The sequence below is a fragment of the Acetobacter garciniae genome, assembly GCF_017377735.1.
Lineage (GTDB): Bacteria > Pseudomonadota > Alphaproteobacteria > Acetobacterales > Acetobacteraceae > Acetobacter > Acetobacter garciniae.
In genome coordinates, this window is the sequence record NZ_JAFVMH010000002.1 from 450,752 (window position 1) to 471,295 (window position 20,544).

General features: G+C 64.3%; 16 protein-coding genes. 11 read left to right on the forward strand and 5 right to left on the reverse strand.

Going from position 1 to position 20,544, the window contains the following annotated elements; translation table 11 throughout:
* Positions 1-500 precede the first annotated feature (500 nt).
* Together J2D77_RS05895 and J2D77_RS05900 are read left to right on the forward strand one after the other, a co-directional pair.
* On the forward strand, positions 501-1,631 hold the full coding sequence (locus J2D77_RS05895; RefSeq protein ID WP_207845358.1) for a type III PLP-dependent enzyme: 1,131 nt from the start codon (positions 501-503) through the stop codon (positions 1,629-1,631).
* 145 nt (positions 1,632-1,776) lie between these two features.
* Positions 1,777-2,544, forward strand: coding sequence for a YfdX family protein (locus tag J2D77_RS05900; RefSeq protein WP_230975544.1), 768 nt, complete (start codon positions 1,777-1,779; stop codon positions 2,542-2,544).
* A gap of 98 nt (positions 2,545-2,642) precedes the next feature.
* Here J2D77_RS05900 and ccmB read toward each other — a convergent pair whose 3' ends face one another.
* Complete coding sequence (gene ccmB / locus J2D77_RS05905) at positions 2,643-3,311, reverse strand: heme exporter protein CcmB (protein WP_207845359.1); 669 nt, start codon at positions 3,309-3,311, stop codon at positions 2,643-2,645.
* Complete coding sequence (gene ccmA / locus J2D77_RS05910; RefSeq protein WP_207845360.1) at positions 3,308-4,123, reverse strand: heme ABC exporter ATP-binding protein CcmA; 816 nt, start codon at positions 4,121-4,123, stop codon at positions 3,308-3,310. The genes ccmB and ccmA overlap by 4 nt, the downstream gene beginning before the upstream one ends.
* A gap of 303 nt (positions 4,124-4,426) precedes the next feature.
* Here ccmA and acnA point away from each other — a divergent pair, with 303 nt between their 5' ends.
* The 4 genes from acnA to J2D77_RS05930 all read left to right on the forward strand — a co-directional run bounded on the left by acnA (position 4,427) and on the right by J2D77_RS05930 (position 10,834).
* Complete coding sequence (gene acnA / locus J2D77_RS05915) at positions 4,427-7,120, forward strand: aconitate hydratase AcnA (protein ID WP_207845361.1); 2,694 nt, start codon at positions 4,427-4,429, stop codon at positions 7,118-7,120.
* An 82-nt stretch (positions 7,121-7,202) separates the two neighbouring features.
* Complete coding sequence (locus J2D77_RS05920; RefSeq protein WP_207845669.1) at positions 7,203-7,946, forward strand: amino acid ABC transporter ATP-binding protein; 744 nt, start codon at positions 7,203-7,205, stop codon at positions 7,944-7,946.
* A gap of 101 nt (positions 7,947-8,047) precedes the next feature.
* Positions 8,048-9,559 (forward strand): ABC transporter substrate-binding protein/permease, encoded by a 1,512-nt coding sequence (locus tag J2D77_RS05925; RefSeq protein ID WP_230975608.1) that lies wholly within the window; start codon positions 8,048-8,050, stop codon positions 9,557-9,559.
* Between the two features lie 363 nt (positions 9,560-9,922).
* Positions 9,923-10,834 (forward strand): LysR family transcriptional regulator, encoded by a 912-nt coding sequence (locus J2D77_RS05930; protein ID WP_207845362.1) that lies wholly within the window; start codon positions 9,923-9,925, stop codon positions 10,832-10,834.
* Between the two features lie 209 nt (positions 10,835-11,043).
* Here the strand turns inward: J2D77_RS05930 and J2D77_RS05935 are convergent, their stop codons facing one another.
* The 3 genes from J2D77_RS05935 to J2D77_RS05945 all read right to left on the reverse strand — a co-directional run bounded on the left by J2D77_RS05935 (position 11,044) and on the right by J2D77_RS05945 (position 14,094).
* Positions 11,044-12,048 carry a hypothetical protein gene (locus J2D77_RS05935; protein ID WP_207845363.1) on the reverse strand — a complete coding sequence of 335 codons (1,005 nt, stop codon included), beginning with the start codon at positions 12,046-12,048 and terminating at the stop codon, positions 11,044-11,046.
* A 181-nt stretch (positions 12,049-12,229) separates the two neighbouring features.
* Positions 12,230-13,513 (reverse strand): AAA family ATPase, encoded by a 1,284-nt coding sequence (locus J2D77_RS05940; protein WP_207845364.1) that lies wholly within the window; start codon positions 13,511-13,513, stop codon positions 12,230-12,232.
* On the reverse strand, positions 13,510-14,094 hold the full coding sequence (locus tag J2D77_RS05945) for a hypothetical protein (RefSeq protein ID WP_207845365.1): 585 nt from the start codon (positions 14,092-14,094) through the stop codon (positions 13,510-13,512). Before J2D77_RS05945 ends, J2D77_RS05940 begins: the two co-directional genes overlap by 4 nt.
* A gap of 301 nt (positions 14,095-14,395) precedes the next feature.
* Between J2D77_RS05945 and rimP the strand changes: the two genes are divergently transcribed.
* From rimP to rbfA, 5 genes are all read left to right on the forward strand, one after another.
* A complete protein-coding gene (gene rimP, locus J2D77_RS05950) occupies positions 14,396-15,016 on the forward strand; it encodes a ribosome maturation factor RimP (protein WP_207845366.1) in 621 nt (206 codons plus the stop codon).
* Between the two features lie 30 nt (positions 15,017-15,046).
* On the forward strand, positions 15,047-16,594 hold the full coding sequence (gene nusA, locus J2D77_RS05955; RefSeq protein ID WP_207845367.1) for a transcription termination factor NusA: 1,548 nt from the start codon (positions 15,047-15,049) through the stop codon (positions 16,592-16,594).
* A 70-nt stretch (positions 16,595-16,664) separates the two neighbouring features.
* Positions 16,665-17,327, forward strand: coding sequence for an RNA-binding protein (locus J2D77_RS05960; protein WP_230975609.1), 663 nt, complete (start codon positions 16,665-16,667; stop codon positions 17,325-17,327).
* Positions 17,324-19,999 carry a translation initiation factor IF-2 gene (gene infB, locus J2D77_RS05965; protein WP_207845369.1) on the forward strand — a complete coding sequence of 892 codons (2,676 nt, stop codon included), beginning with the start codon at positions 17,324-17,326 and terminating at the stop codon, positions 19,997-19,999. The genes J2D77_RS05960 and infB overlap by 4 nt, the downstream gene beginning before the upstream one ends.
* Positions 19,996-20,454, forward strand: coding sequence for a 30S ribosome-binding factor RbfA (rbfA, locus tag J2D77_RS05970; RefSeq protein WP_207845370.1), 459 nt, complete (start codon positions 19,996-19,998; stop codon positions 20,452-20,454). Before infB ends, rbfA begins: the two co-directional genes overlap by 4 nt.
* Positions 20,455-20,544: the final 90 nt, after the last annotated feature.

The following is a 20,544-nucleotide window of genomic DNA, read 5'->3' on the forward strand; positions in this document are numbered from 1 at the left end:
GAATGGGCGGGACAGCGCAAAGCCGACATAGCGGCCCATTCTGGCTGTTCGCGGTCTTGCGTCAAGGGCGGTGCGGGCCACACCGCATGGCGGCCCGATAGGCAAAAACCCCGGTTATCGGCCTTTCACGCTGGTCCGTTCCCATGCCCGCCCCCTATTCAGCCGGGCAGCGCGCCTGCTGGCGGGGGTGGGGGAAAAACGGTCTGACGCATCAGCTAGTGCCCCCAGTCTTATCGACCCGGGCGGGGGTGTGTCATGTTTTTTCGCGCATGGGGCTTTTTTCACTTGCGCTTGTGGCGGTTTGGCCTCATATGCACGCCCCTACGCAGCAACGCACGTGCCACTGGCCCTCTGAGGTTACGCAACGACGTCAAGCGTTCTGGCAATCGGGATTACCCGGGTTGGGGTGGTCCGCCTTTGGTCGCTGGTCCGTTAGACCGTTTCGCAACGTCCTTCTCCGCTGTATTGGCAGGAGAAGCCTGAACTGGGGGAGTGGGGATATGAATCCCAAAATCACCCGTTTTCTTGCCGAGCAAAAGCCGGCAACGCCCTGCCTTGTCGTCGATGTGGACGAGGTGGAAGCCCGCTATCGCGCCCTGGGCCGCGCCCTGCCGCAGGCGCGTATCTATTACGCCGTCAAGGCGAACCCTGCCATGCCGATCCTCAGCCGTCTCGTGGGGCTGGGCTCGTGCTTCGACGCCGCCTCGTGGGAGGAAGTGTCCCTGTGTCTTCAGGCCGGGGCGGAGCCCGACGCCATTTCCTTCGGCAATACGGTCAAGAAGGTGTCCGCCATCCGCGCCGCTTATGAGGCCGGGGTGCGCATGTTCGTGTTCGACTGCCGTGAAGAGCTGGAAAAACTGGCCCGTCACGCGCCGGGCAGCCGTGTGTATTGCCGTCTGCTGGTCGATAATTACGGGGCGGAATGGCCGCTGTCGCGCAAGTTCGGCACCACGCTGGAATCTGCGCGCGAACTCATGCTCGCCGCGCGTGACCTGGGGCTGGACCCGTATGGCCTGTCCTTCCATGTGGGCAGCCAGCAGCTTTCGTCCGACGCGTACGAGGCCGCCATCGGTCGCGTGGCCACACTGTTCACCGACCTTTCTGCGGCCGGGCTTGAACTGCGCATGATCAACCTGGGTGGCGGTTTCCCGATTCGCTACCGCGAGGACGTGCCCGAGATCGACCATTTCGCGCATGCCATCTGCCACGCCATGACAGAGCATTTCGGCAATGCCCTGCCTGAAATGCTGGTCGAGCCGGGCCGTTTCATCGTGGGTGAGGCCGGTGTGGTGCGTTCGGAAGTCGTGCTGGTCAGTGCGCGCGGCCGCACGGACGGCCTGCGCTGGGTGTATCTGGATATCGGCCGTTTCGGCGGGCTGGCGGAAACGGAGAACGAATCCATCCGCTACGCCATCCACACCGGTCGGGACAATGCGCCCGCAGGCCCGGTCGCCCTTGCGGGGCCGACCTGCGACGGCGCGGATATTCTGTACGAGAAAAGCCGTTACGAACTGCCGCTGGACCTGGAATCAGGCGAGATGGTGGACCTGCTGGGCACAGGGGCGTATGTGTCCACCTATTGTTCAACCCGTTTCAACGGTTTTGCCCCGCTGGGCGAGTACTATATCTGAAGGATAGGGTGCAGGGGGCAGGCCCGAACCGTAGTGCTGGCAGGGCGCGGGATGGAAGTCCCGCGCCTTTGTGCTGTCGGGCGTTCGCATGTCCGCGACCCGCAAGGCGCGCAAACGCCATGGGGTTGTGGGGGAGAGAGGATTCATGAAACCAACCGCTTCATCATGCACACGGCTTTGCGGTGCGGCACTGGCAGGCATGGTGGCGATTCTGGGCGGTTGCCCCGGTCTGGGCCAGCACCTTGGCCCCCGGCCGGTTCTGGCTCAACCTGTTGCCCAAACTGCCGCTCAGCCCGGTGCGCGGCTCACGGCCCAGCCGAACACGCAACCCGTGGCCCAGGCTTTTGCCCGTCTTTCCCGCGATGGCGGGGCGGCTTTCGAGAACCTGACCCTTGCCCGCCGCGCCATTTTTGATGGGGACACGCCCAGTGCCGCCCCGCTGATCCTGGCGGCGCGCCAGGCCCTCGATCACGCCCAGGCCGACAAGACCGCCTTTCTGAAGGCCGAGGCCGAGCTTATGCCCACCCGCGTGGGCCAGCCGCCGCGCCAGATCGTATCGGGGGCCGAGCAGATGCTCTGGCTGCCGATCGGGGGCGAACTGGTGCTGGACGACATGCAGGAACCGACCGAGGAACGACTCGCGGTGCTGGCGGCGGCCAATCGCCACCTGCTGGCGGGCGATCTGGCCCGCGCGGCGGAAATCCTGCGCGTCACCAGTGTGGATGCCAATTACGTCATGACCGCCATGCCGGTGGAAAAAACCCGCCAGGACGTGGCGCGGGCCGCACGCCTGATCAAGACCGATCCCTACAAGGCGGGCGAAGCCCTGCGCGAGGCGGAAAATGCGGTGCGTTATGCCTCCGTCGCCATTCAGGCGGTGGTCACCCCGCAGGACACGACGGCAACGCCCTGACCGGCCCGGTTTCTGCCGGTTTGTGGCGCCCGGACTCCGGGCCTTGGAGCACGGCTGTGGAGTGCGAGCCGCGCGTGGGGCAGGCCGACCCCTAACCCTTATTCCGCCGCCGCGCGTAATCCGGCTCCCGCTGCCAGGGGGCACAGGGGCAGGGCGGCAGCCACAAAGGCCCCCAGCAGTTCCAGGTCGGGCTTGAAGGGCAGGCCGGTGGTCGCGGCATCTATCGCGGCTGCACCGAAAATCAGCGCCGGGGTGGCCAGTGGCAGGGTCAGGAGCGGCAGCAGGACGCCCCCCCGCCGTGCCCCCAGCACGATGGACGCTCCCATGCCACCAATGAGCGACAGCACCACAGACCCCAGGAACAACCCGCCCAGCAGCACCGGCAGGGTGGACGCGGGCAGGCCCAGCATGGTGGCCAGGGGGATTGCGGCCAGCAGCAGCGGCACGCCCGTTGTCAGCCAGTGGGCGGTCATTTTGGCCAGGGCCACAAGGGCGGGCGGCAGGCCCAGCAGCAGAAGCTGATCGAGCGAGCCATCCTCCAGTTCCGCGCCGAACAGCCGGTCCAGCGGCAACAGGGCTGCCAGCAGCGCGCAAACCCAAAGAATGCCCGGGGCCATATGGCGCAGCAGGGCGGGTGAGGGGCCTAGGGCGAGTGGGAACAGGGTGGCGGTGACAATAAAGAACAGCACGGCCCCCAGCGTATCCGCGCCGTGGCGCAGGGCCAGCCGCAGGTCACGCAGGACAATGCCCCAGAACAGCGCGGTCATGCATAGGCTCCTTCGTCATGCAGGTCGGCGGGGGGCAGGGTCAGGGTCGTGGCATCGGGCAGGGGCAGGGGCACATGGGTGGTCGCAATTACCAGCCCGCCACCCGCGCGGTGCCGCGCCAGCGCCGCCCCCAGCAGGTCTATGGCGGCGTGGTCCAGCCCCAGGCTTGGTTCGTCTAGCAGCCATAGCGGGGCCCGGGCCAGCAGCACGCGCGCCAGGGCGGTGCGGCGCTTCTGCCCGGCGGAAAGCAGGCGCGCGGGTAGGTCGGCCAGCGGGAGCAGGTCCATGGCCGCAAGCGCGTCGGTCATGTTCGGCCATGCAGTCTGGCCCCGCTGTGCGCCGGGGGCATGGTCTTTGGCTGGGTTGTCGCTGTCCTGTGCGCTGTCGGCCCCAGCGCGCCCGGCCCGGGCGAAAAGGGCCAGGTTCTCCACCACGCTCAGCCCGGGCTTGAGCGCGTCCTGGTGGCCCAGATAGGCCACGCGCGCCGCATGGGCGGCCGTGTCGGCCCCGACGGGGTGCCCGTGCCAGAGCACCGTCCCCGAATCCGGCTGGCGCAGCCCGGCCAGCACCCGCAGCAGGGTGGACTTGCCCGCCCCGTTCGGGCCCCTGAGCAACAGCGCCCCGCCTGTGCCAAGGCTGAACCCCACGGCATCGAGCACCAGCCGGTTGCCCCGGAACACGCACAGGTCCTCGACCACCAGCGCCGTGCCTTCGGGCGTGCCATCCTGTGCCGCGCCTGCTGTCGGGCGGGGCACATCCCGGGGCGTGGGGTGCGGGGTGTCAGGCCCCGTGCCGGGTGCCGTGTTATGCATCTGAACAGGCCGCCCAGCGGCGGCATTGGCCGCAAAAACGGGTGCGGGCCCAGGGATAAGGGGGAAACGGCATGCCGGAGATAGGACTTCTCCTTATTGTTACCAAGCGATTGCGCCAAAAGCGGGAAAGCTCTCGTTCTCGTGGTTGCTACCCCGCTTGTGCCTTTCCCAACTGCCGGTATGTTCTAGCCCCAACGGGATAGCAAGCCGGTAACCCGTAAGAAGCGGGTCTGCACGCCGGAGCGTGCGGCGGTATCCTGAACGTATCACCAGCCGTCGGCTGTGATCGGGGAGAAAGCAACTATGAAATCGGTTGGGCACGACTCACTCAAAACTGGCCGCACCCTTACGGTGGACGGCAAGACCTATCACTATTTTTCCATTCCTGAAGCGGCGAAGACGATCGGCGATGTCAGCCGTCTGCCGGTATCGCTGAAGGTCCTGCTGGAAAATATCCTGCGCTTCGAAGATGCGCGCTCCTACAACGTGGAAGACGCCAAGGCCATCGCTGGCTGGCTGCCCAAGGGCAAGAGCACGAAGGAAGTGCCCTTCAAGCCTTCGCGCATCCTGATGCAGGACTTCACGGGCGTTCCCGGCGTTGTGGACCTTGCGGCCATGCGCGACGGTATCGTCAACCTCAAGGGCGACCCGCAGAAGGTGAACCCGCTGGTTCCCGTCAACCTGGTGATCGACCATTCCGTGATGGTGGACTTCGCGGGCACCAAGGACGCCCTGCAGGAAAACATCACCCTCGAATTCGAGCGCAACGCCGAACGCTATGCGTTCCTGCGCTGGGGCCAGGAAGCGTTCGAGAACTTCTCCGTCGTGCCGCCCGATACCGGTATCTGCCACCAGGTGAACTTGGAATACATCGCGCAGGTGGCCTGGACCGCCAATGTCGACGGCAAGGACTATGTCTATCCCGACTCGCTCTACGGCACGGACAGCCACACCACCATGATCAATGGCCTGGGCGTTCTGGGCTGGGGCGTGGGCGGGATCGAGGCCGAAGCCGCCATGCTCGGCCAGCCGATCGCCATGCTTATCCCCGACGTGATCGGCTTCAAGCTGACCGGCAAGCTGCCTGAAGGTGCGACCGCCACCGACCTGGTGCTGACCGTCACGCAGATGCTGCGCAAGAAGGGCGTTGTCGGCAAGTTCGTCGAATTCTTCGGCCCCGCGCTCGACCACCTGCCGGTGGCCGACCGTTCGACCATTGCCAACATGGCCCCCGAATACGGTGCGACCTGCGGCTTCTTCCCGGTCGATGCACTGACGCTGGACTTCCTGCGCCAGACCGGCCGCGACGAACACCGCATCAAGCTGGTGGAAGAATATTCACGCGCCCAGGGCATGTTCCGTACGCACGAAACGCCCGAGCCCGTGTTTACCGACATTCTCGAACTGGACCTGGCCACCGTCGTGCCGTCCCTTGCCGGCCCCAAGCGCCCGCAGGACCGCGTCGAACTCAAGAGTGCCAAGACCGCGTTCGAAAAAGAGCTGACCTCCTCCCTGGGCGTGCCCGAGGGCGAGGCCAACAAGAAGGTGCCGGTTGCCGGAACCAACTACGAGCTGGGCAGTGGTGATGTGGTGATTGCGGCCATCACGTCGTGCACCAACACCTCCAACCCCGCAGTGCTGATCGCGGCAGGGCTTGTGGCCCGCAAGGCGCGTGCGCTGGGCCTGACACCCAAGCCCTGGGTCAAGACCTCGCTCGCTCCGGGTTCGCAGGTGGTGACGGATTACCTCAACCGTTCGGGCCTGACGACCGACCTGGACGCGCTGGGCTTCAACACCGTGGGTTATGGCTGCACAACCTGCATCGGCAATTCCGGCCCGCTGCCGGGGCATATTGTCGACGCGATCGAGAACAACAACCTGGTGGCTGTTTCCGTCCTGTCGGGGAACCGCAACTTCGAAGGTCGTATTTCTCCGAACGTGCGCGCCAACTACCTGGCAAGCCCGCCGCTGGTGGTCGCGTATTCCATCCTGGGCACGATGCGCAAGGATATCACGACCGAGCCGCTGGGCACCTCCAAGGACGGCAAGCCGGTGTACCTCAAGGACATCTGGCCCACGAACAAGGAAATTGCCGATCTGATCGCGTCCGCCATCTCGCGCGAAGAGTTCATGAAGCGCTATGCCAACGTGTCCAAGGGCACGAAGGAATGGCAGGGCCTGAAGGTGGCCACCGGTTCGGAAACCTATCCGTGGGATCCGAAGTCCACCTACGTGCAGGACCCGCCCTACTTCAAGCACATGTCGGTCGAACCCAAGGCTCCGGGCAATATCGAAGGTGCGCGTATCCTGGCCCTGCTGGGCGACAACATCACCACCGACCATATCTCCCCTGCCGGCTCCATCAAGAAGGACTCCCCTGCGGGTCGCTACCTGATGGAACACGGCGTGGACGCCAAGGACTTCAACTCCTACGGTTCGCGTCGCGGCAATGACCGTGTGATGGTGCGCGGCACCTTCGCCAACATCCGTATCAAGAACGAGATGCTGCCCGGCACGGAAGGTGGGTATTCCAAGCACTATCCCGACGGGAAGGAAGCGTCGATCTACGACGTGGCCATGGAATACAAGAAGGAAGGCGTGCCGCTGGTCGTGTTCGGCGGCAAGGAATACGGCATGGGTTCGTCCCGTGACTGGGCTGCCAAGGGCACCCTGCTGCTGGGCGTGAAGGCGGTCATCGCTGAAAGCTTCGAGCGTATTCACCGTTCCAACCTGGTGGGCATGGGCGTTCTGCCGCTGGTCTTCAAGGAAGGCACCACGCGCAAGACGCTGGGGCTGACGGGTGATGAGACCATCAGCATCAAAGGTGTGGAAAAGCTGTCACCCCGTATGGACGTGACCATGACCATCACCCGGGCCGATGGTTCCACGCAGGACGTGCCGCTGCTCTGCCGCGTCGATACACTGGACGAGGTCGAGTATTACCGGCATGGTGGCATCCTCCAGTATGTGTTGCGCGGGATGACAAAAGCTGCCTGAGCAGAACTTCGTTCAAGGTGATGCACAGACTGCCGGCCCGGGTCACCCCGGGCCGGCTTTTTGCGTAGAAGCCCCTATTGTTCTGAAAGCGGAACATATTGCCAAGCGCTTTGGCGATGTCGAGGTGCTGCGCGGGGTCTCGCTCCAGGTCGGGCGGGGGGATCTGGTATCCATTATCGGCCCGTCGGGCTGCGGCAAGTCCACCTTCCTGCGCTGCCTGAACTGTCTGGAAATTCCCGACCATGGGTCCATCACAGCCATGGGCGTGCGGATCGAGCGGGCCGGCGGGCGGTGGACGCGAGCTGACGATCATGCGGCCCACAGGCTGCGCAGCCATGTGGGCATGGTGTTCCAGAGCTTTAACCTGTTCGCGCATCTGAGCGTGCTGGACAACATCGTACTGGCCCCGCGCGTGGTCAAAGGCGAGCCCGCCCAGATCGCGCGCGAACAGGCCATGATCCTGCTTGAAAAAGTGGGGCTGGCGGATGTGGCGCGGCGCTATCCCGCGACCCTGTCGGGCGGGCAGCAGCAGCGTGCGGCCATAGCCCGCGCTTTGGCCATGCGGCCGGAAATCATGCTGTACGATGAACCCACATCCGCCCTGGACCCCATCGTGGCGGAGGAGGTGCTGGCGGTCATGCGCACCCTCGACGAAGAGGGCATGACCCAGATCGTTGTCACCCATGACATGCGCTTTGCCCAGCAGGCATCGGACACGGTCATCTACATGGATGGCGGCCAGATCATCGAATCCGGGCCGCCCGATATGTTATGCGTGAACCCGACCGACGAGCGCACCCGCCGTTTCCTGCGGACCGTGCTGTAATGGCCCGCTCCACCCCCGGCGGCCGCGCGCTGCCCCCCTGGGCCCAGGCCCTGATGGCGCTTGTCTGGCTGGCCTGGATCGCGCTTGCGGGCTCCCCCGCCATGGCCCAGCCTGCCACCCAGGCCGTTCAGGCTCCACCCCTCCGCGCTAATGGTGCGGGCGGGGCCTCGCCCATTCGCTGGGCGGCGGATGCGTCGGCCGATGTGCCCTTTACCTTCCACGACCCAGCCAGTCCCGCGCGGCTGACCGGCTTCGAATACGACCTCATGCAGGGGCTTGCGGCCCATATGGGGGTGCCGTTCGTCTTCGTGCAGAATGACTGGGACGGGCTTATTCCCGGCTTGCAGCGCGGCCTGTACGATATCGTGACATGCGGTATCGAAATAACCGCCGAACATGCCGAATCGGTCGATTTTTCCGACCCGTACTACGTCACGTCCGAAAGGCTGGTCGTCCGGCGCAATGGCCCCCAGCTTGTGGATCTTGCCTCCCTTGCGGGCCATGTGGTCGGCACGCTGCGCAACACGCAGGCCGAGCGTATTCTGGCGCAGGCCCCCGAGCTGCAAATTCGCAGCTACGAGGAAGAAACCCAGGCCTTCATGGACCTGGCCAGCGGGCGGACAGATGCGATCCTGATCGATGCGCCCATCGCCAAATATTACGGGCAGGTCAATCCGGCCCTGCGTGTGGTGGGCGCGCCCATAGGCCGGGTCGAATACGGCATGGCCTTTGCGCGGGGCCGTAACGCCGCCCTGCGCCAGCGCGTGAACACGGCCCTGGCCGCCATGCGCGCGGATGGCACGGTGCATGCCATTCTGGCCCGGTGGGACCTGTGGACGCCCGAGATGGCGGCCAGCCTGCACGACTCCACAACGCCGGACATGGCCCCCACAGCCTGGAACGCCTATGTCGCGGCCCAGCAGGGGCAGAATGGCTGGCACACCCGGCTTGCGCGTTACGTGACCTTTCTGCCCCAGTTGGCGCACGCTGCGTGGCTGACATTGCTGGTCTCGCTGGTGGCGATGGTGCTGGCCGTCGGGCTTGGCCTGGGGCTGGCCCTTGCGCGCCTGTATGGCCCTGCCCCCCTGGCCTGGCTTGCGACGCTGTATGTCGAGATCGTGCGCGGAACGCCATTGCTGATCCAGGTGCTGTTCATTTTTTACGGCCTGCCCGAGTTCGGGTTGAGCCTGACCCCCTTTGTGGCGGGCGTGCTCAGCCTGGGGCTGAACTACGCGGCTTACGAGGCCGAAAATTACCGCGCGGGCCTGCAATCCGTGGCCCCGGGACAGATGGAGGCGGCCCTGGCCCTGAACATGACCCATGTCCAGGCCCTGCGTTACGTGGTGGTGCCGCAGGCTTTCCGGCTGGTGATGCCGGTCATGACCAACGACTTCATTTCCCTGCTCAAGGATTCCTCGCTGGTCAGCGTCATCACGCTGACGGAGCTGACACAGACCTATATCCGTCTGTCTTCCACCTATTTCGATTATTTCGGCACGGGGCTGATGGTGGGGGCGACCTATCTGCTGCTGGGCCTGCCTTTCGTGCGGCTGGCCCGTATGGTGGAGCGCAGGCTGTCGGCACCGCATGCCAGGCAGCGCCCCAAACCGTGACATGATCCGCCCTCTGATGGCGCAGGCATAAACAGGTGGCCGGGCAGAAGGCAGCCTGTGCCGAAATGCCGGCGGATCGGTGTTGGGAGCGTCTTTTTGCCGGCCTTTGGAGCACGCGCACGCCCCGCGCCGGGGTGATCGGGCCAGCCGGGGGATGGGCCGCGCAGTAAATCAGGGGCGTTTACTTATGCAATTATTGCATGGGCCATATGGTTCAGACTGGCGCGGGCGCATATTGTCTCCCCCGTTGCTTTGCTGCACAAGAAATTTACCAAATAAATACGATAGTCCAACTGTCCGGTCCCCTTCGGGTCGTGGCACAGGAGGTCCAGATCGTATTCAACAAGGCAGAGCCGGAATTCGATGGACCTTCTTTCAGCGCTTCATAGCTTTGTCCGGGTAGCGGCGACCGGGTCGTTTTCCGCCGTTTCAAGGGAAACAGGGGTCAGCCAGCCCACCATTTCCCGCCATATCGCGTTGCTGGAAACGCATTACGGCACCACGCTGTTCGCGCGCACCACCCGCAGCCTGACCATGACCGAGGACGGCCGCAGTCTTCTGCCCCACGCCTACGAGGTGCTGGAAATTCTGGAAACGGCCGAGACCGTCCTGGGGCGTAGGCGGGCTTCCGTTTCGGGCCTTGTCCGGCTGGGGGTCACGACGGCCTTTGGCCTGTGCCTGAGCCGCCGCCTGGGCGAACTGCTGGACCGCCACCCCGATCTTTCGGTCGAGATCGTCATGCGCGACGGCTTTGGTGACATGGTGGAGGAAGGGCTGGACCTGGCGGTGCGGGTGGGCGAAATTGCCGAAGGTTCGCTGATCGCGCGCAAGCTCGGCCTGGTGCAGAAATGGCTTGTGGCCTCACCCGCCTGCCTGCAACGCCACCACATGCCCGAACACCCGCGCGACCTGACCGATTACCCCGGTGTCGTGTATAATTACGGTACAAGCTGGCTGGACTGGAATTTCGAACGCGACGGGGAAGAAAGCGTGATCGCTCCTTCCGCCGTCTATCGGGCCAATAGCAGCGAAGCGGTCCTGTACGCGGTGGAAGCGGGGATCGGCATCGGGCTTCTGCCCGCCTTCCAGGTGCGCGAAGGGGTGCAGGCGGGTCGCCTGGTGCGCCTGTTTCCGGACTGGAACATTCCCGCTCTGCCGTTTTACGCGGTGCATACCGGCCCGCGCACCCTGCCGCTGCGCACACGCACGGTCATGGATTTCCTGATCGATATTTCAGCCGAACTGCTGAGCGACACCCCGTCCGTTCCGGCCTGAACAACAGACCGGCCCCGGCGAGGGGGCAGGTAGTTTCCAAATAAAATCTTGATAAATAAGAGATAAAAGTTTTTGGGTATCGCCTTTTTTCAAAAAGGTGACGTTCATGAAGCTTTTTGAAAAAAGCTTCACCAAAGCCTTTCGTTCTTGGCGGAATATTCCCCGGACAGATCCAGCCTGAAAAACCGCCCCAGCGCTGGGCCGCGGGTCTATCCGTGAAAGGCCGGGTCGGCGGAGGCATTGCCCGGTGTGGGTGTGCTGGGCAGGGTGCCGGCGAATCCCTGGCGCAGATATGGGGTCCAGCCCCGCAGCCAGTCATTGGTGCGATGCACGAAGTCAGACACGGCGAGCGAATCCGACATGCCCGCGCGGGACCAGTTTTCCGGGGCACCCGGCACCGCACGGCTGCCGATATCGGCGGGGCTTATCAGCGCATGCACGCTCAGGAAATCCACGCGGTGGTCGCTGCCGGGTTTGCCCTGCACGGATTTGCTTTTTTCAATCCGGTTCCACGCCGCATCCACCAAAACGGAAGGCAGGTCGAAGCCCATCATGGTCAGCCGCTGCACGGCGGGCGGAATGAACAGCGGGCTGCCGATCAGGGCCTGCAGCGCCTGGTTGGATGTCAGGAACACGTTGTTCACCACCCTGATGGGCGATGTCATCCAGCATTCCGTGCTTGCCCCGTCCGCCGGTAGCGACTCGGACATGAAATTGAACGTGCTGTGGCATTCGTCCTGAACAAGCTGGGTATCCCCCAGCGGCAGGGACTGCGTGGTGGCCTGCGCGATCAGCAGCCCGGTCACGATCCCCTGTTCGGAGCGGACGTAAAGCGAGGTCAGGATTTCCCCGTGGGCGACGTCGTCCTGATAATTCAGCAAGGGGTGCCATTTGCCCGCCGGCAGCGGCAACTGCCTGCCCGCAAAGGGAATCGTGCCTTCGAACTGCGCATCCATCGGCGGGGCCGAGACTGTGCGCCGGTCTTCATCCGGGTGCAGGGCGTTGCTGCTGTCCTCGTTATCCGTCTTGTCCGAACCGGTGCTGTCCGCCCCTATCATGTGGCGGATCTTCCCGCCCAGCGAACCATAGGCGGGCAGGCGGCTGGCCAGCCAGGGGGCGGGGAACATGACGGTCAGGATACCGCACACGCCAGCGGTAAACAGTGCTGCACGCCATAGCGGGGCACGGTGCCACAGGCGGGTAAAAGCGGACATGGGGGCCTCGGGTCAGCAAAGAAAAAGAAGAATCGGGGGCAGGGGGGTACTGGCGTGTGCGTGTCGTGCCCCTATCGGCGTGGCAGGTCCCGAATCCGGCGGGCCGTTCATGGCGGCCCTGTGGATCAGGCAGGCGGAATACGCGCGCGAATACTGCCCGCGACGAGTAGGCCAAAAAAGCCTACGGCGTCATGGGGGCGTGCAGGCTGTCGCGTGCTTCCGCCGGGCTTGTGGCTACCTTGGCGATCACGCTGCCGTCGTCCTCCTTCACCAGCCGGACCATGCTGGCCCCCTGCTGGCGCGCGATAATGAGGGATTCGCTGATCATGTCCTCGATGGAGCGCACCAGGTCGCGGGCGGATGCGGCATCGCCCATGCGGCTCTGGCGGCGCATGACGTCGATCAGCAGGGCCGCGTCGATCCCGCCCGTATCCACCTTCAGCCCGTAGCCTTCGATCATGGTTTCGATTTCCAGCGCGGCCACACGGGCGATATCCAGCCCCCGCAGCGGACGGAACACGAAAATACGGTCCAGGCGGTTCAGCACCTCTGGCGCGAACCCGGCCTGGCGCAGGGCCTCGACCGACTCGGCGCGCATGCGATCGGGGTCGTTGTGCAGCCGGTCGGCAATCTCCGTCAGCGCCTCGGTGGCGATGTTGGAGGTCAGCATGAAAATGGCGCGCACGGTGGAAATCTGCTGCCCGGTGGAGGCCTCGGTAATGTGGCCGTCATTCCATGCGGTCAGGAATTTCTTGAACACATCGGGGTGGGCTTTCTCGATCTCGTCCAGCAGCACCACGGCGTCGGGCTTTTCCTGCAACCCGCCGGTCAGCTTGCCGTAGCTGTCCGACCCCACATAGCCCTTTGGCGCGCCAAAAAGCTGGGTGGCGGCGTGGGGGCTGCTCATCTGCGTCATGTCGAAATGCAGCAGCGGGCGGTCAAGCTGGCGCGCAAGCTGCTTGGCCAGGTAGGTCTTGCCCGTGCCCGGCGGGCCGGCCAGCAGGAAAATGCCCACCGGCTTGCCGCGCACCTGCAACGCCAGGCGACGGCGGAGCTGCTGGGCCATGTCTTCGCACACCTGGTCCTGCCCGATCACGCGGGCGCGCAGGTTGGCGGCCAGTTCTTCGGCATCCAGTGTGGTTTCGCGCTGTTCGCGCGCCAGCATGTCTTCCAATGCGGCGCGGTTGGTCAGTCTGGCCAGAACATCCATGATGAACCCCCTGCGGCGTAATAGCCCCTTGCGTGCGATTTTTTCGGCGCGTGTTTCGAACAAAAGGCCTGCGACACTCAGCAACAACCCGCCCCCGGCCAGTGCCGGCCAGAGCGATGCCCCCCATTGCAGCACATGCACGATGGAATGCACGGACAGATGCAGGCTGAGCGCGATCTGGATGCTGGCCAGCAGCAGGAAGATCACCATCATCAGCGGCATCAGCCGGTTCAGGGTCGGTAGCAGCGCCTTCATTGTGCAATGACCGTCAAAGCCAGGGTATCCCCTTTATATACGATCGGCAGGGTTTGTGGGCCAAATACGGTCAGAACGCCGCTGGCAATACCTGTCGGGCCGGGGTCCGTCACCGGTATGATATCGACATGCCCGCTCATGGCAATGGGCAGCACCACGGTCTGGGGCGTGGGGGTCAGGTGCACCACATGGTGCCATGCCCCGCAGATAAGGGTGACGGTCCCCCCCGTGCCCGACGCATCATAGATGGGCATGACCGCAAGACGCGCATCCCGGCGTTTGACGGCGGCCAGGATACTGGCCTGTTCATCGGCCGAATAATCGGTTGCAGCCAGTGTCTGTGCGGCTTTTTCGGGGGATATCAGGTTCAGCGGCAGGCCCGTGCGGTTGGCGTCATCCGCCGCCTGCGTGCTTTCCACGGCGGGCGTGGTGCCCACACCCTTGCCGCCCCCCATGAAATGGACACCCGCCCCGGCCACCAGCACGCAGGCGGCCAGCCCGATCAGCGCCATGCGCCCGCCTGACGCGGCTTCCGCCGCGCGGGGCTGTGGCTTCCAGGCCGGTTCCGGTTCTTTGTGCATGAACGATCTGCCCTCCCGGCCCGCCATAATGGGTGCCACCCGCTTTTGAAGCACCACGTTGCAAATATGTCGCGCCGGTTTCCATAAAAGCATGGTCGCGCCACGATGCAACGCGTAAACGTCATGCCCGGAACTAAACTTATTTTCAGGTCCGGCTGCGTGTAAAGTACCAGCTCTGCGCAGGGATGGCAGTTTTTTCCGCCCCTTGCGGTTTTGTCGCCCATCCCCTACATACAGGCTCATCCTTCTCAATAAGTCATAACGTTTCGGGGGGTGGCCTTGACGGGCCGCCTTTTTTGCATTGGACGCTGATCTTTCTGCCCATACTGGCCTTGAAGGCCGCCTTGTCGCGCTGATTTCTCCCGCCCTGGACGACATGGGGTATGAGATCGTGCGCGTGGCGGTGCTAGGGCGCGAACGCCCGACGGTCCAGATCATGGCGGACCGGGCCGATGGCGCGCTGATCGGCGTGGAGGATTGCGAGCGCATCAGCCATGCGGTGGGTGCGCTGCTGGATGTGGAAGACCCCATTCCCGGTGCCTGGACGCTGGAAGTCTCCTCCGCCGGAATCGACCGCCCCCTGACACGGGCGAAGGACTGGAACCGCTTTGCCGGCCATCAGGCCAAGGTGGAGCTTATGGTGCCCCAGGACGGGCGCCGCCGCTTTGCAGGCGCGGTGCTGGGGTGTGACGACAACGTCGCGCGCCTCCGGCTGGACGATGGCCAGGAAGTGGCGCTGCCGCTGGCCGAAATCCGTCGCGCAAGACTGGTTCTGACCGACGCGCTGATCGAGGCCAGCGCACGCCTGGCCCAGCCCGCGGCGGAGTCTGATACGGATACGGCGCCAGGTGGGCGCGAAGGCGGGCAGGACCCGTCGGCTCGCCCCGCCCCCCGCCCGAATTCCGGGCGTAAGGTACATTGATGAAGCTGCGTGCTTTGGAGAGCTGAGAGCATGGATACCTCTGTTTCCCGTCCTGAACTGCTTTTGGTGGCAGACGCCGTCTCGCGCGAGAAAGGTATCGAGCGTGAGGAGGTTCTGGAGGCCATGGAGCAGGCCATCCAGAAAGCCGGACGCGCCAAATACGGCCACGAAAAGGACATTCGCGCCACCATCGACCGCCGTTCCGGCGAAGTGCGGCTGTCGCGCTGGACGGAAGTGGTCGAGCAGGTCGAAAACGAAGACACCCAGATCGCCCTGGCCATCGCCCAGCGTTTCCGCCCCGAAATCCAGGCGGGTGAATACCTGATCGATCCGCTGCCCCCGATCGATTTCGGGCGCATTGCCGCCCAGACCGCCAAGCAGGTCATTGTCCAGCGCGTGCGTGAATACGAGCGCAAGCGCCAGTACAACGAATTCAAGGACCGCGTGGGCGAGATCGTCAACGGCACGGTCAAGCGCACCGAATACGGTAACCTGCTGGTCGAAATCGGCTCCGCCGAGGCCCTGCTGCGGCGTGACGAACTGATCCCGCGTGAGACCTTCCGCAATTCGGATCGCGTGCGCGCCTATATTTATGACGTGCGTGACGAACCCCGTGGCCCGCAGATTTTCCTCTCCCGCACGCATCCGGCCTTCCTGGCCAAGCTGTTCGCGCAGGAAGTGCCCGAAATCTACGACGGCATCATCGAGATCAAGGCCGTTGCGCGTGACCCCGGTTCGCGCGCCAAGATGGCCGTGATCTCGCGCGATGCGTCCATCGACCCGGTCGGCGCGTGCGTGGGTATGCGTGGCTCGCGCGTGCAGGCGGTCGTGGCCGAATTGCAGGGCGAGAAAATCGACATCATCCCCTGGAGCCCGCAGGCCGCCACCTTCGTGGTGAACGCGCTGGCCCCGGCCGAAGTCTCCAAGGTGGTGATGGATGAGGAAGCCGGGCGGGTTGAAGTTGTCGTGCCCGATGACCAGCTTTCCCTTGCGATCGGTCGGCGCGGGCAGAACGTGCGTCTGGCCAGCCAGTTGACCCGGTGGGATATCGATATCCTGACCGAGGCCGAGGAATCCGAACGCAGGCAGGAAGAATTCCGCCGCCGCACCGCGCAGTTCGTCGAAGCTCTCGATGTCGACGATGTGATTGCCAGCCTGCTGGTGACCGAAGGCTTCCACAATATCGAGGAACTGGCCTACGCCGACCCGGACGAGCTGAACACGATCGAAGGATTTGACGAGTCGGTCGTGAGCGAGCTGATGCAGCGGGCGGAAGCGCATCTGGTCCGGCAGGAAGAAAAGCTGGACGAACACCGCCGTGACCTGGGCGTGTCCGACGATATTGCCAATATGGGCGTGTTCACGAACCAGATGCTTGTGACACTGGGTGAAAAAGGTGTAAAAACACTGGACGACCTGGCCGATCTGGCAGGTGACGAACTGGTTGAGCTTCTCGGGGCCGAGGTCATCGAAGAAGACGCAGCCAATGAAATTGTCATGGCAGCCCGCGCGCATTGGTTCGAGGATGAAGCCAAGCCGTCTTCCACCGAGCAGGAAGACGGTGGGGCCAGCGCCTGAAGGTAGCTCTGGAAGGCCTGATACAAGGGTGAGTAATACCGACCTGCCCGAGCGCCAGGACCCTGCCCCTTTGGCACCCTGTGCCCCTGAACCCGGTTCGGATGCGCAGGACGAAAAAGGGCGGCACAGGCGCTGCGCCCTGACGCGGGAGGAAGGGGTGCCGGAACTGATGCTTCGGTTCGTCGTCTCCCCCGCCGGTGTCGTGGTGCCCGACCTGGACGCACGTCTGCCCGGTCGGGGAATTTGGTTGAGTGCCCGGCGGGATGTGATAGAACAGGCCCGCGCTCGTGGCGTGTTCGCACGTGCCGCGCGGATGCAGGTCAAGGTGCCGGAGAACCTGCTCTCCCAGGTGGAGGGCGGATTGCTGCGGCGGGTAACGGATTGCATCGGACTGGCGAGAAGAGCCGGTCAGGCTGTAAGCGGTTTCACGAAGGCGCGCGAATGGGTGGTGCAGCATCGTGCTGCGGTTATCGTCCACGCGCTGGATGGAAGTCGTGAGGAACTGGACCGCCTGCTTTCGGGTGGGCGGGATATTCCAGTGGTAAGAACGTTGACGGCAGGGGAACTGGCAAAGGTTTTCGGGCGTGAACGGGTTGTGAATGTGGCGCTGGCGGCCGGCGGGCTGGCTGAGCGTCTGAGTCATGAAAACACGCGTTTTACGGGGGTGGCACAAAGCGGCTCCCGGGTCTGTCGGACCTTTCCGGCAGACGGGTTTGAACAGGCGGGTCAATGAGCGAAGGCAAGGATCAGGATCAGGGTAAAGGGCGTTTGTCCCTTCGGCCGGCAGGACGTTCGGAGGTTGGACGGACGGTCGATGCCGGATCCGTGCGGCAGAGTTTCAGTCATGGCCGCTCCAAGGTTGTGCAGGTAGAGGTGCGTAAAAAACGCGGTGCGGGTCCCGGTGGGGCTGGCGGCGCGCGTCCGGGTGCTGGCCGTACACTGACCGCGGCCGAGCTGGCCATGCGCCAGCGCGTGCTTGAAGAACAGCACAAAGAAGCAGAACTGGCCGAGCGGCGCGAAGCCGAACGGCGCGAGGCGGAGAAGATCCGCATTCTCTCCGCGGCGGAAGAAGCCCGTCGCAAGGAAGAGGAAGACAAGCGCGCCGCCGAGGAACAGGCCGCGGCCCAGGCCCAGGCGGAAGAAGCCGAGCGCAAGGCCCGTATCGACGCCATCAAGCCCATCGAATCCAAGGAACCCGTGGTTTCCGCGGTCCCCATCCCCGGTGAGGTCACACTGGCGCCACCTGCCGGCAGGCTGCGCCCGCTGGCTGAACGCGCCATCATGCCGCCCAAGCCGCTGCGCCCCGCAACGGCTGCTCCGGCCAGCCGCCAGCCGGCGGAAGGTCCCGCGGCCGATCGTGACGCGGCAAGCCCGGCCCAGACCCTGCGCCTGCGTTCGGGTCGCGGCATGGAGACGGAAGAAGAGCAGCGCCGCGGTCCGGTCCGTAACAAGGCCGTCCCGCCCCGCAAGAGCAGCAGCGGCCGCAAGGGTGAGACCGGCGGTGGCCGTCGCGCCGGGCGGATCGACGTGCAGGCCGCGATCGAAGGGGATGACGACAAGACCCGTTCGCTCGCTTCCGTGCGGCGCCAGCGTGAGCGTGAACGCCGCCAGGCCGAGCTTGAACGCCTGCGTTCCGACCAGGTGAAGGTGGTGCGCGACGTGATCCTGCCCGAAACCATTACCGTGCAGGAACTGGCCAACCGTATGGCCGCCCGCCAGGGTGAGGTGATCAAGGCGCTCATGAAAATGGGTGTCATGGCCACCGTGACCCAGTCCATCGACGCCGATACGGCCGAACTGGTGGTGGAGGAATTCGGCCACCGCGTGCGCCGTGTTTCCGAAGCGGACGTGGAACTGGGTATCGAAGGCGGCAAGGACACGGCCGAGGACATGCAGGCCCGTCCGCCTGTGGTGACCATCATGGGCCATGTCGATCACGGCAAGACCTCGCTGCTGGACGCGCTGCGCACGACGGATGTTGCGGCGGGCGAAGCCGGGGGCATTACCCAGCATATCGGGGCCTATCAGGTCACCCTGCCTTCTGGGGCGCGGATCACCTTCCTCGATACGCCGGGTCATGAAGCCTTTACGGCCATGCGTGCCCGTGGCGCGTCCATTACCGACGTGGTGGTGCTGGTGGTTGCGGCGGATGACGGCGTGATGCCCCAGACCATCGAGGCCATCAAGCACGCCAAGGCCGCCAAGGTTCCGATGATTATCGCCATCAACAAGATGGACAAGCCCGGAGCCAAGCCCGACCGTGTGCGCCAGGAACTGCTGCAACATGAAATCGTTGTGGAATCCATGGGTGGCGACACGCAGGAAATCGAGGTTTCGGCCCTTAAGCGGACCGGCCTCGACAAGCTGGAAGAGGCCATTCTGCTCCAGGCCGAAATCCTGGAACTGCAGGCCAATCCCGACCGTCCGGGCGAAGGTGCGGTGATCGAAAGCCGTCTGGATCGCGGACGCGGTTCGGTGGCCTCCGTGCTGGTGCAGAAGGGCACGCTGCGCAAGGGCGACATTGTGGTGGCCGGCGCCGAATGGGGCCGCGTGCGCGCCCTGGTCGACGATCGCAGCCGTCAGGTGGATGAAGCCGGGCCTTCCATGCCCGTGGAAATCCTGGGCCTGTCGGGTGTGCCCGCCGCAGGGGCTCCGTTCGTGGTGGTGGAAAACGAGAATCGCGCTCGCGAGATTTCCGAATTCCGCCAGCGCAAGCTCAAGGAACACCAGGTGGCTGGCCAGGTTGCCGCGCGCGGCACGCTGGACCAGATGCTGGCCCGTATCCAGGCAGGCGACCAGAAGGAAGTCTCCGTCCTGATCAAGGCGGATGTGCAGGGTTCGGCGGAAGCGTTGCAGGCGACGGTGCTCAAGCTCGCCAACGAGGAAGTGGGCGTGCGCGTCCTCAACGCCTCGGTGGGGCAGATCACCGAAAGCGATGTGCAACTGGCCAAGGCGTCGGATGCGGTCATTATCGCCTTCAACGTCCGTGCCACGGCACAGGCCCGTACCTTGGCCCAGCGCGAAGGTGTGGATATCCGCTACTATTCCATCATCTATCAGGTGGCGGATGACGTGGAAGCCCTGGTGCGCGGCAAGCAGGCGCCCAAGCACCGCGAGAAGTTCCTTGGCTATGCCGAAATCCGCAAGGTTTTCGAAATCAGCAAGGTTGGCAAGGTGGCCGGTTGCTTCATTACCGACGGCGTGGTCAAGCGTGGCTGCGGCGTGCGTCTGCTGCGTGATGGCGTGGTGATCCATGAAGGCGATCTGAGCCAGCTCAAGCGCTTCAAGGACGACGTGAAGGAAGTGACCAAGGGTTACGAATGCGGCCTGTCTTTCGCGGGGTATAACGACCTGCGCGAAGGCGACGTGGTGGAATGCTTCGAAAGTGAGCTGGTTCCGGCATGAGCCGTAAAAACAGTGCGGGTAAAGCGGGAGGGCCGGCGGACTATCTCGCCGGCCTTTCCTCATCTGGCCCTTCACAACGTCAGCTTCGCGTAGGCGAGGAAGTGCGGCGTGTTCTGGCGGAACTGTTCGCCCGCACCGCCTTTCGCGACCCGGACCTGTCTGACGCGACCATTACCGTGACAGAGGTTCGGCTGGCCCCCGATTTCCGGCATGCGACGGTTTTTGTCACCCGGCTGGGCCGCAGCGATATTGCCAGCCTGTTGCCCGCCCTCAAGCGGGCTGCACCCTGGCTGCGCACGCAAATGGCCCACACGCTGCGCCTGCGCACCGTGCCGGAACTGCATTTCCAGGCCGATACGGCGCTCGATACCGCCATGCATGTCGACACGCTTCTGCGCCTGCCCGAAGTCAAACGCGACCTGGACAAGGACGCGGATGAAGCGGACGAGGACTGAAAGCCCCTGCCGGCAGTTGTGGAAAAGTTTTTGGGTGTCGCCTTTTTTAGGTGACGTTCGTGAAGCTTTTAAAAAAAGCTTTACCAAAAA

Bases quoted from the DNA above. Each gene is read 5' to 3' on its own strand.
- J2D77_RS05935 (WP_207845363.1), bottom strand. From the start codon at position 12,048: ATGTCCGCTTTTACCCGCCTGTGGCACCGTGCCCCGCTATGGCGTGCA.
- infB (WP_207845369.1), top strand. From the start codon at position 17,324: ATGAGCGAAGGCAAGGATCAGGATCAGGGTAAAGGGCGTTTGTCCCTT.
- J2D77_RS05895 (WP_207845358.1), top strand. From the start codon at position 501: ATGAATCCCAAAATCACCCGTTTTCTTGCCGAGCAAAAGCCGGCAACG.
- ccmA (WP_207845360.1), bottom strand. From the start codon at position 4,123: ATGCATAACACGGCACCCGGCACGGGGCCTGACACCCCGCACCCCACG.
- nusA (WP_207845367.1), top strand. From the start codon at position 15,047: ATGGATACCTCTGTTTCCCGTCCTGAACTGCTTTTGGTGGCAGACGCC.
- J2D77_RS05945 (WP_207845365.1), bottom strand. From the start codon at position 14,094: ATGCACAAAGAACCGGAACCGGCCTGGAAGCCACAGCCCCGCGCGGCG.
- J2D77_RS05930 (WP_207845362.1), top strand. From the start codon at position 9,923: ATGGACCTTCTTTCAGCGCTTCATAGCTTTGTCCGGGTAGCGGCGACC.
- J2D77_RS05940 (WP_207845364.1), bottom strand. From the start codon at position 13,513: ATGAAGGCGCTGCTACCGACCCTGAACCGGCTGATGCCGCTGATGATG.
- ccmB (WP_207845359.1), bottom strand. From the start codon at position 3,311: ATGACCGCGCTGTTCTGGGGCATTGTCCTGCGTGACCTGCGGCTGGCC.
- J2D77_RS05900 (WP_230975544.1), top strand. From the start codon at position 1,777: ATGAAACCAACCGCTTCATCATGCACACGGCTTTGCGGTGCGGCACTG.
- acnA (WP_207845361.1), top strand. From the start codon at position 4,427: ATGAAATCGGTTGGGCACGACTCACTCAAAACTGGCCGCACCCTTACG.
- J2D77_RS05925 (WP_230975608.1), top strand. From the start codon at position 8,048: ATGGCCCAGCCTGCCACCCAGGCCGTTCAGGCTCCACCCCTCCGCGCT.
- rbfA (WP_207845370.1), top strand. From the start codon at position 19,996: ATGAGCCGTAAAAACAGTGCGGGTAAAGCGGGAGGGCCGGCGGACTAT.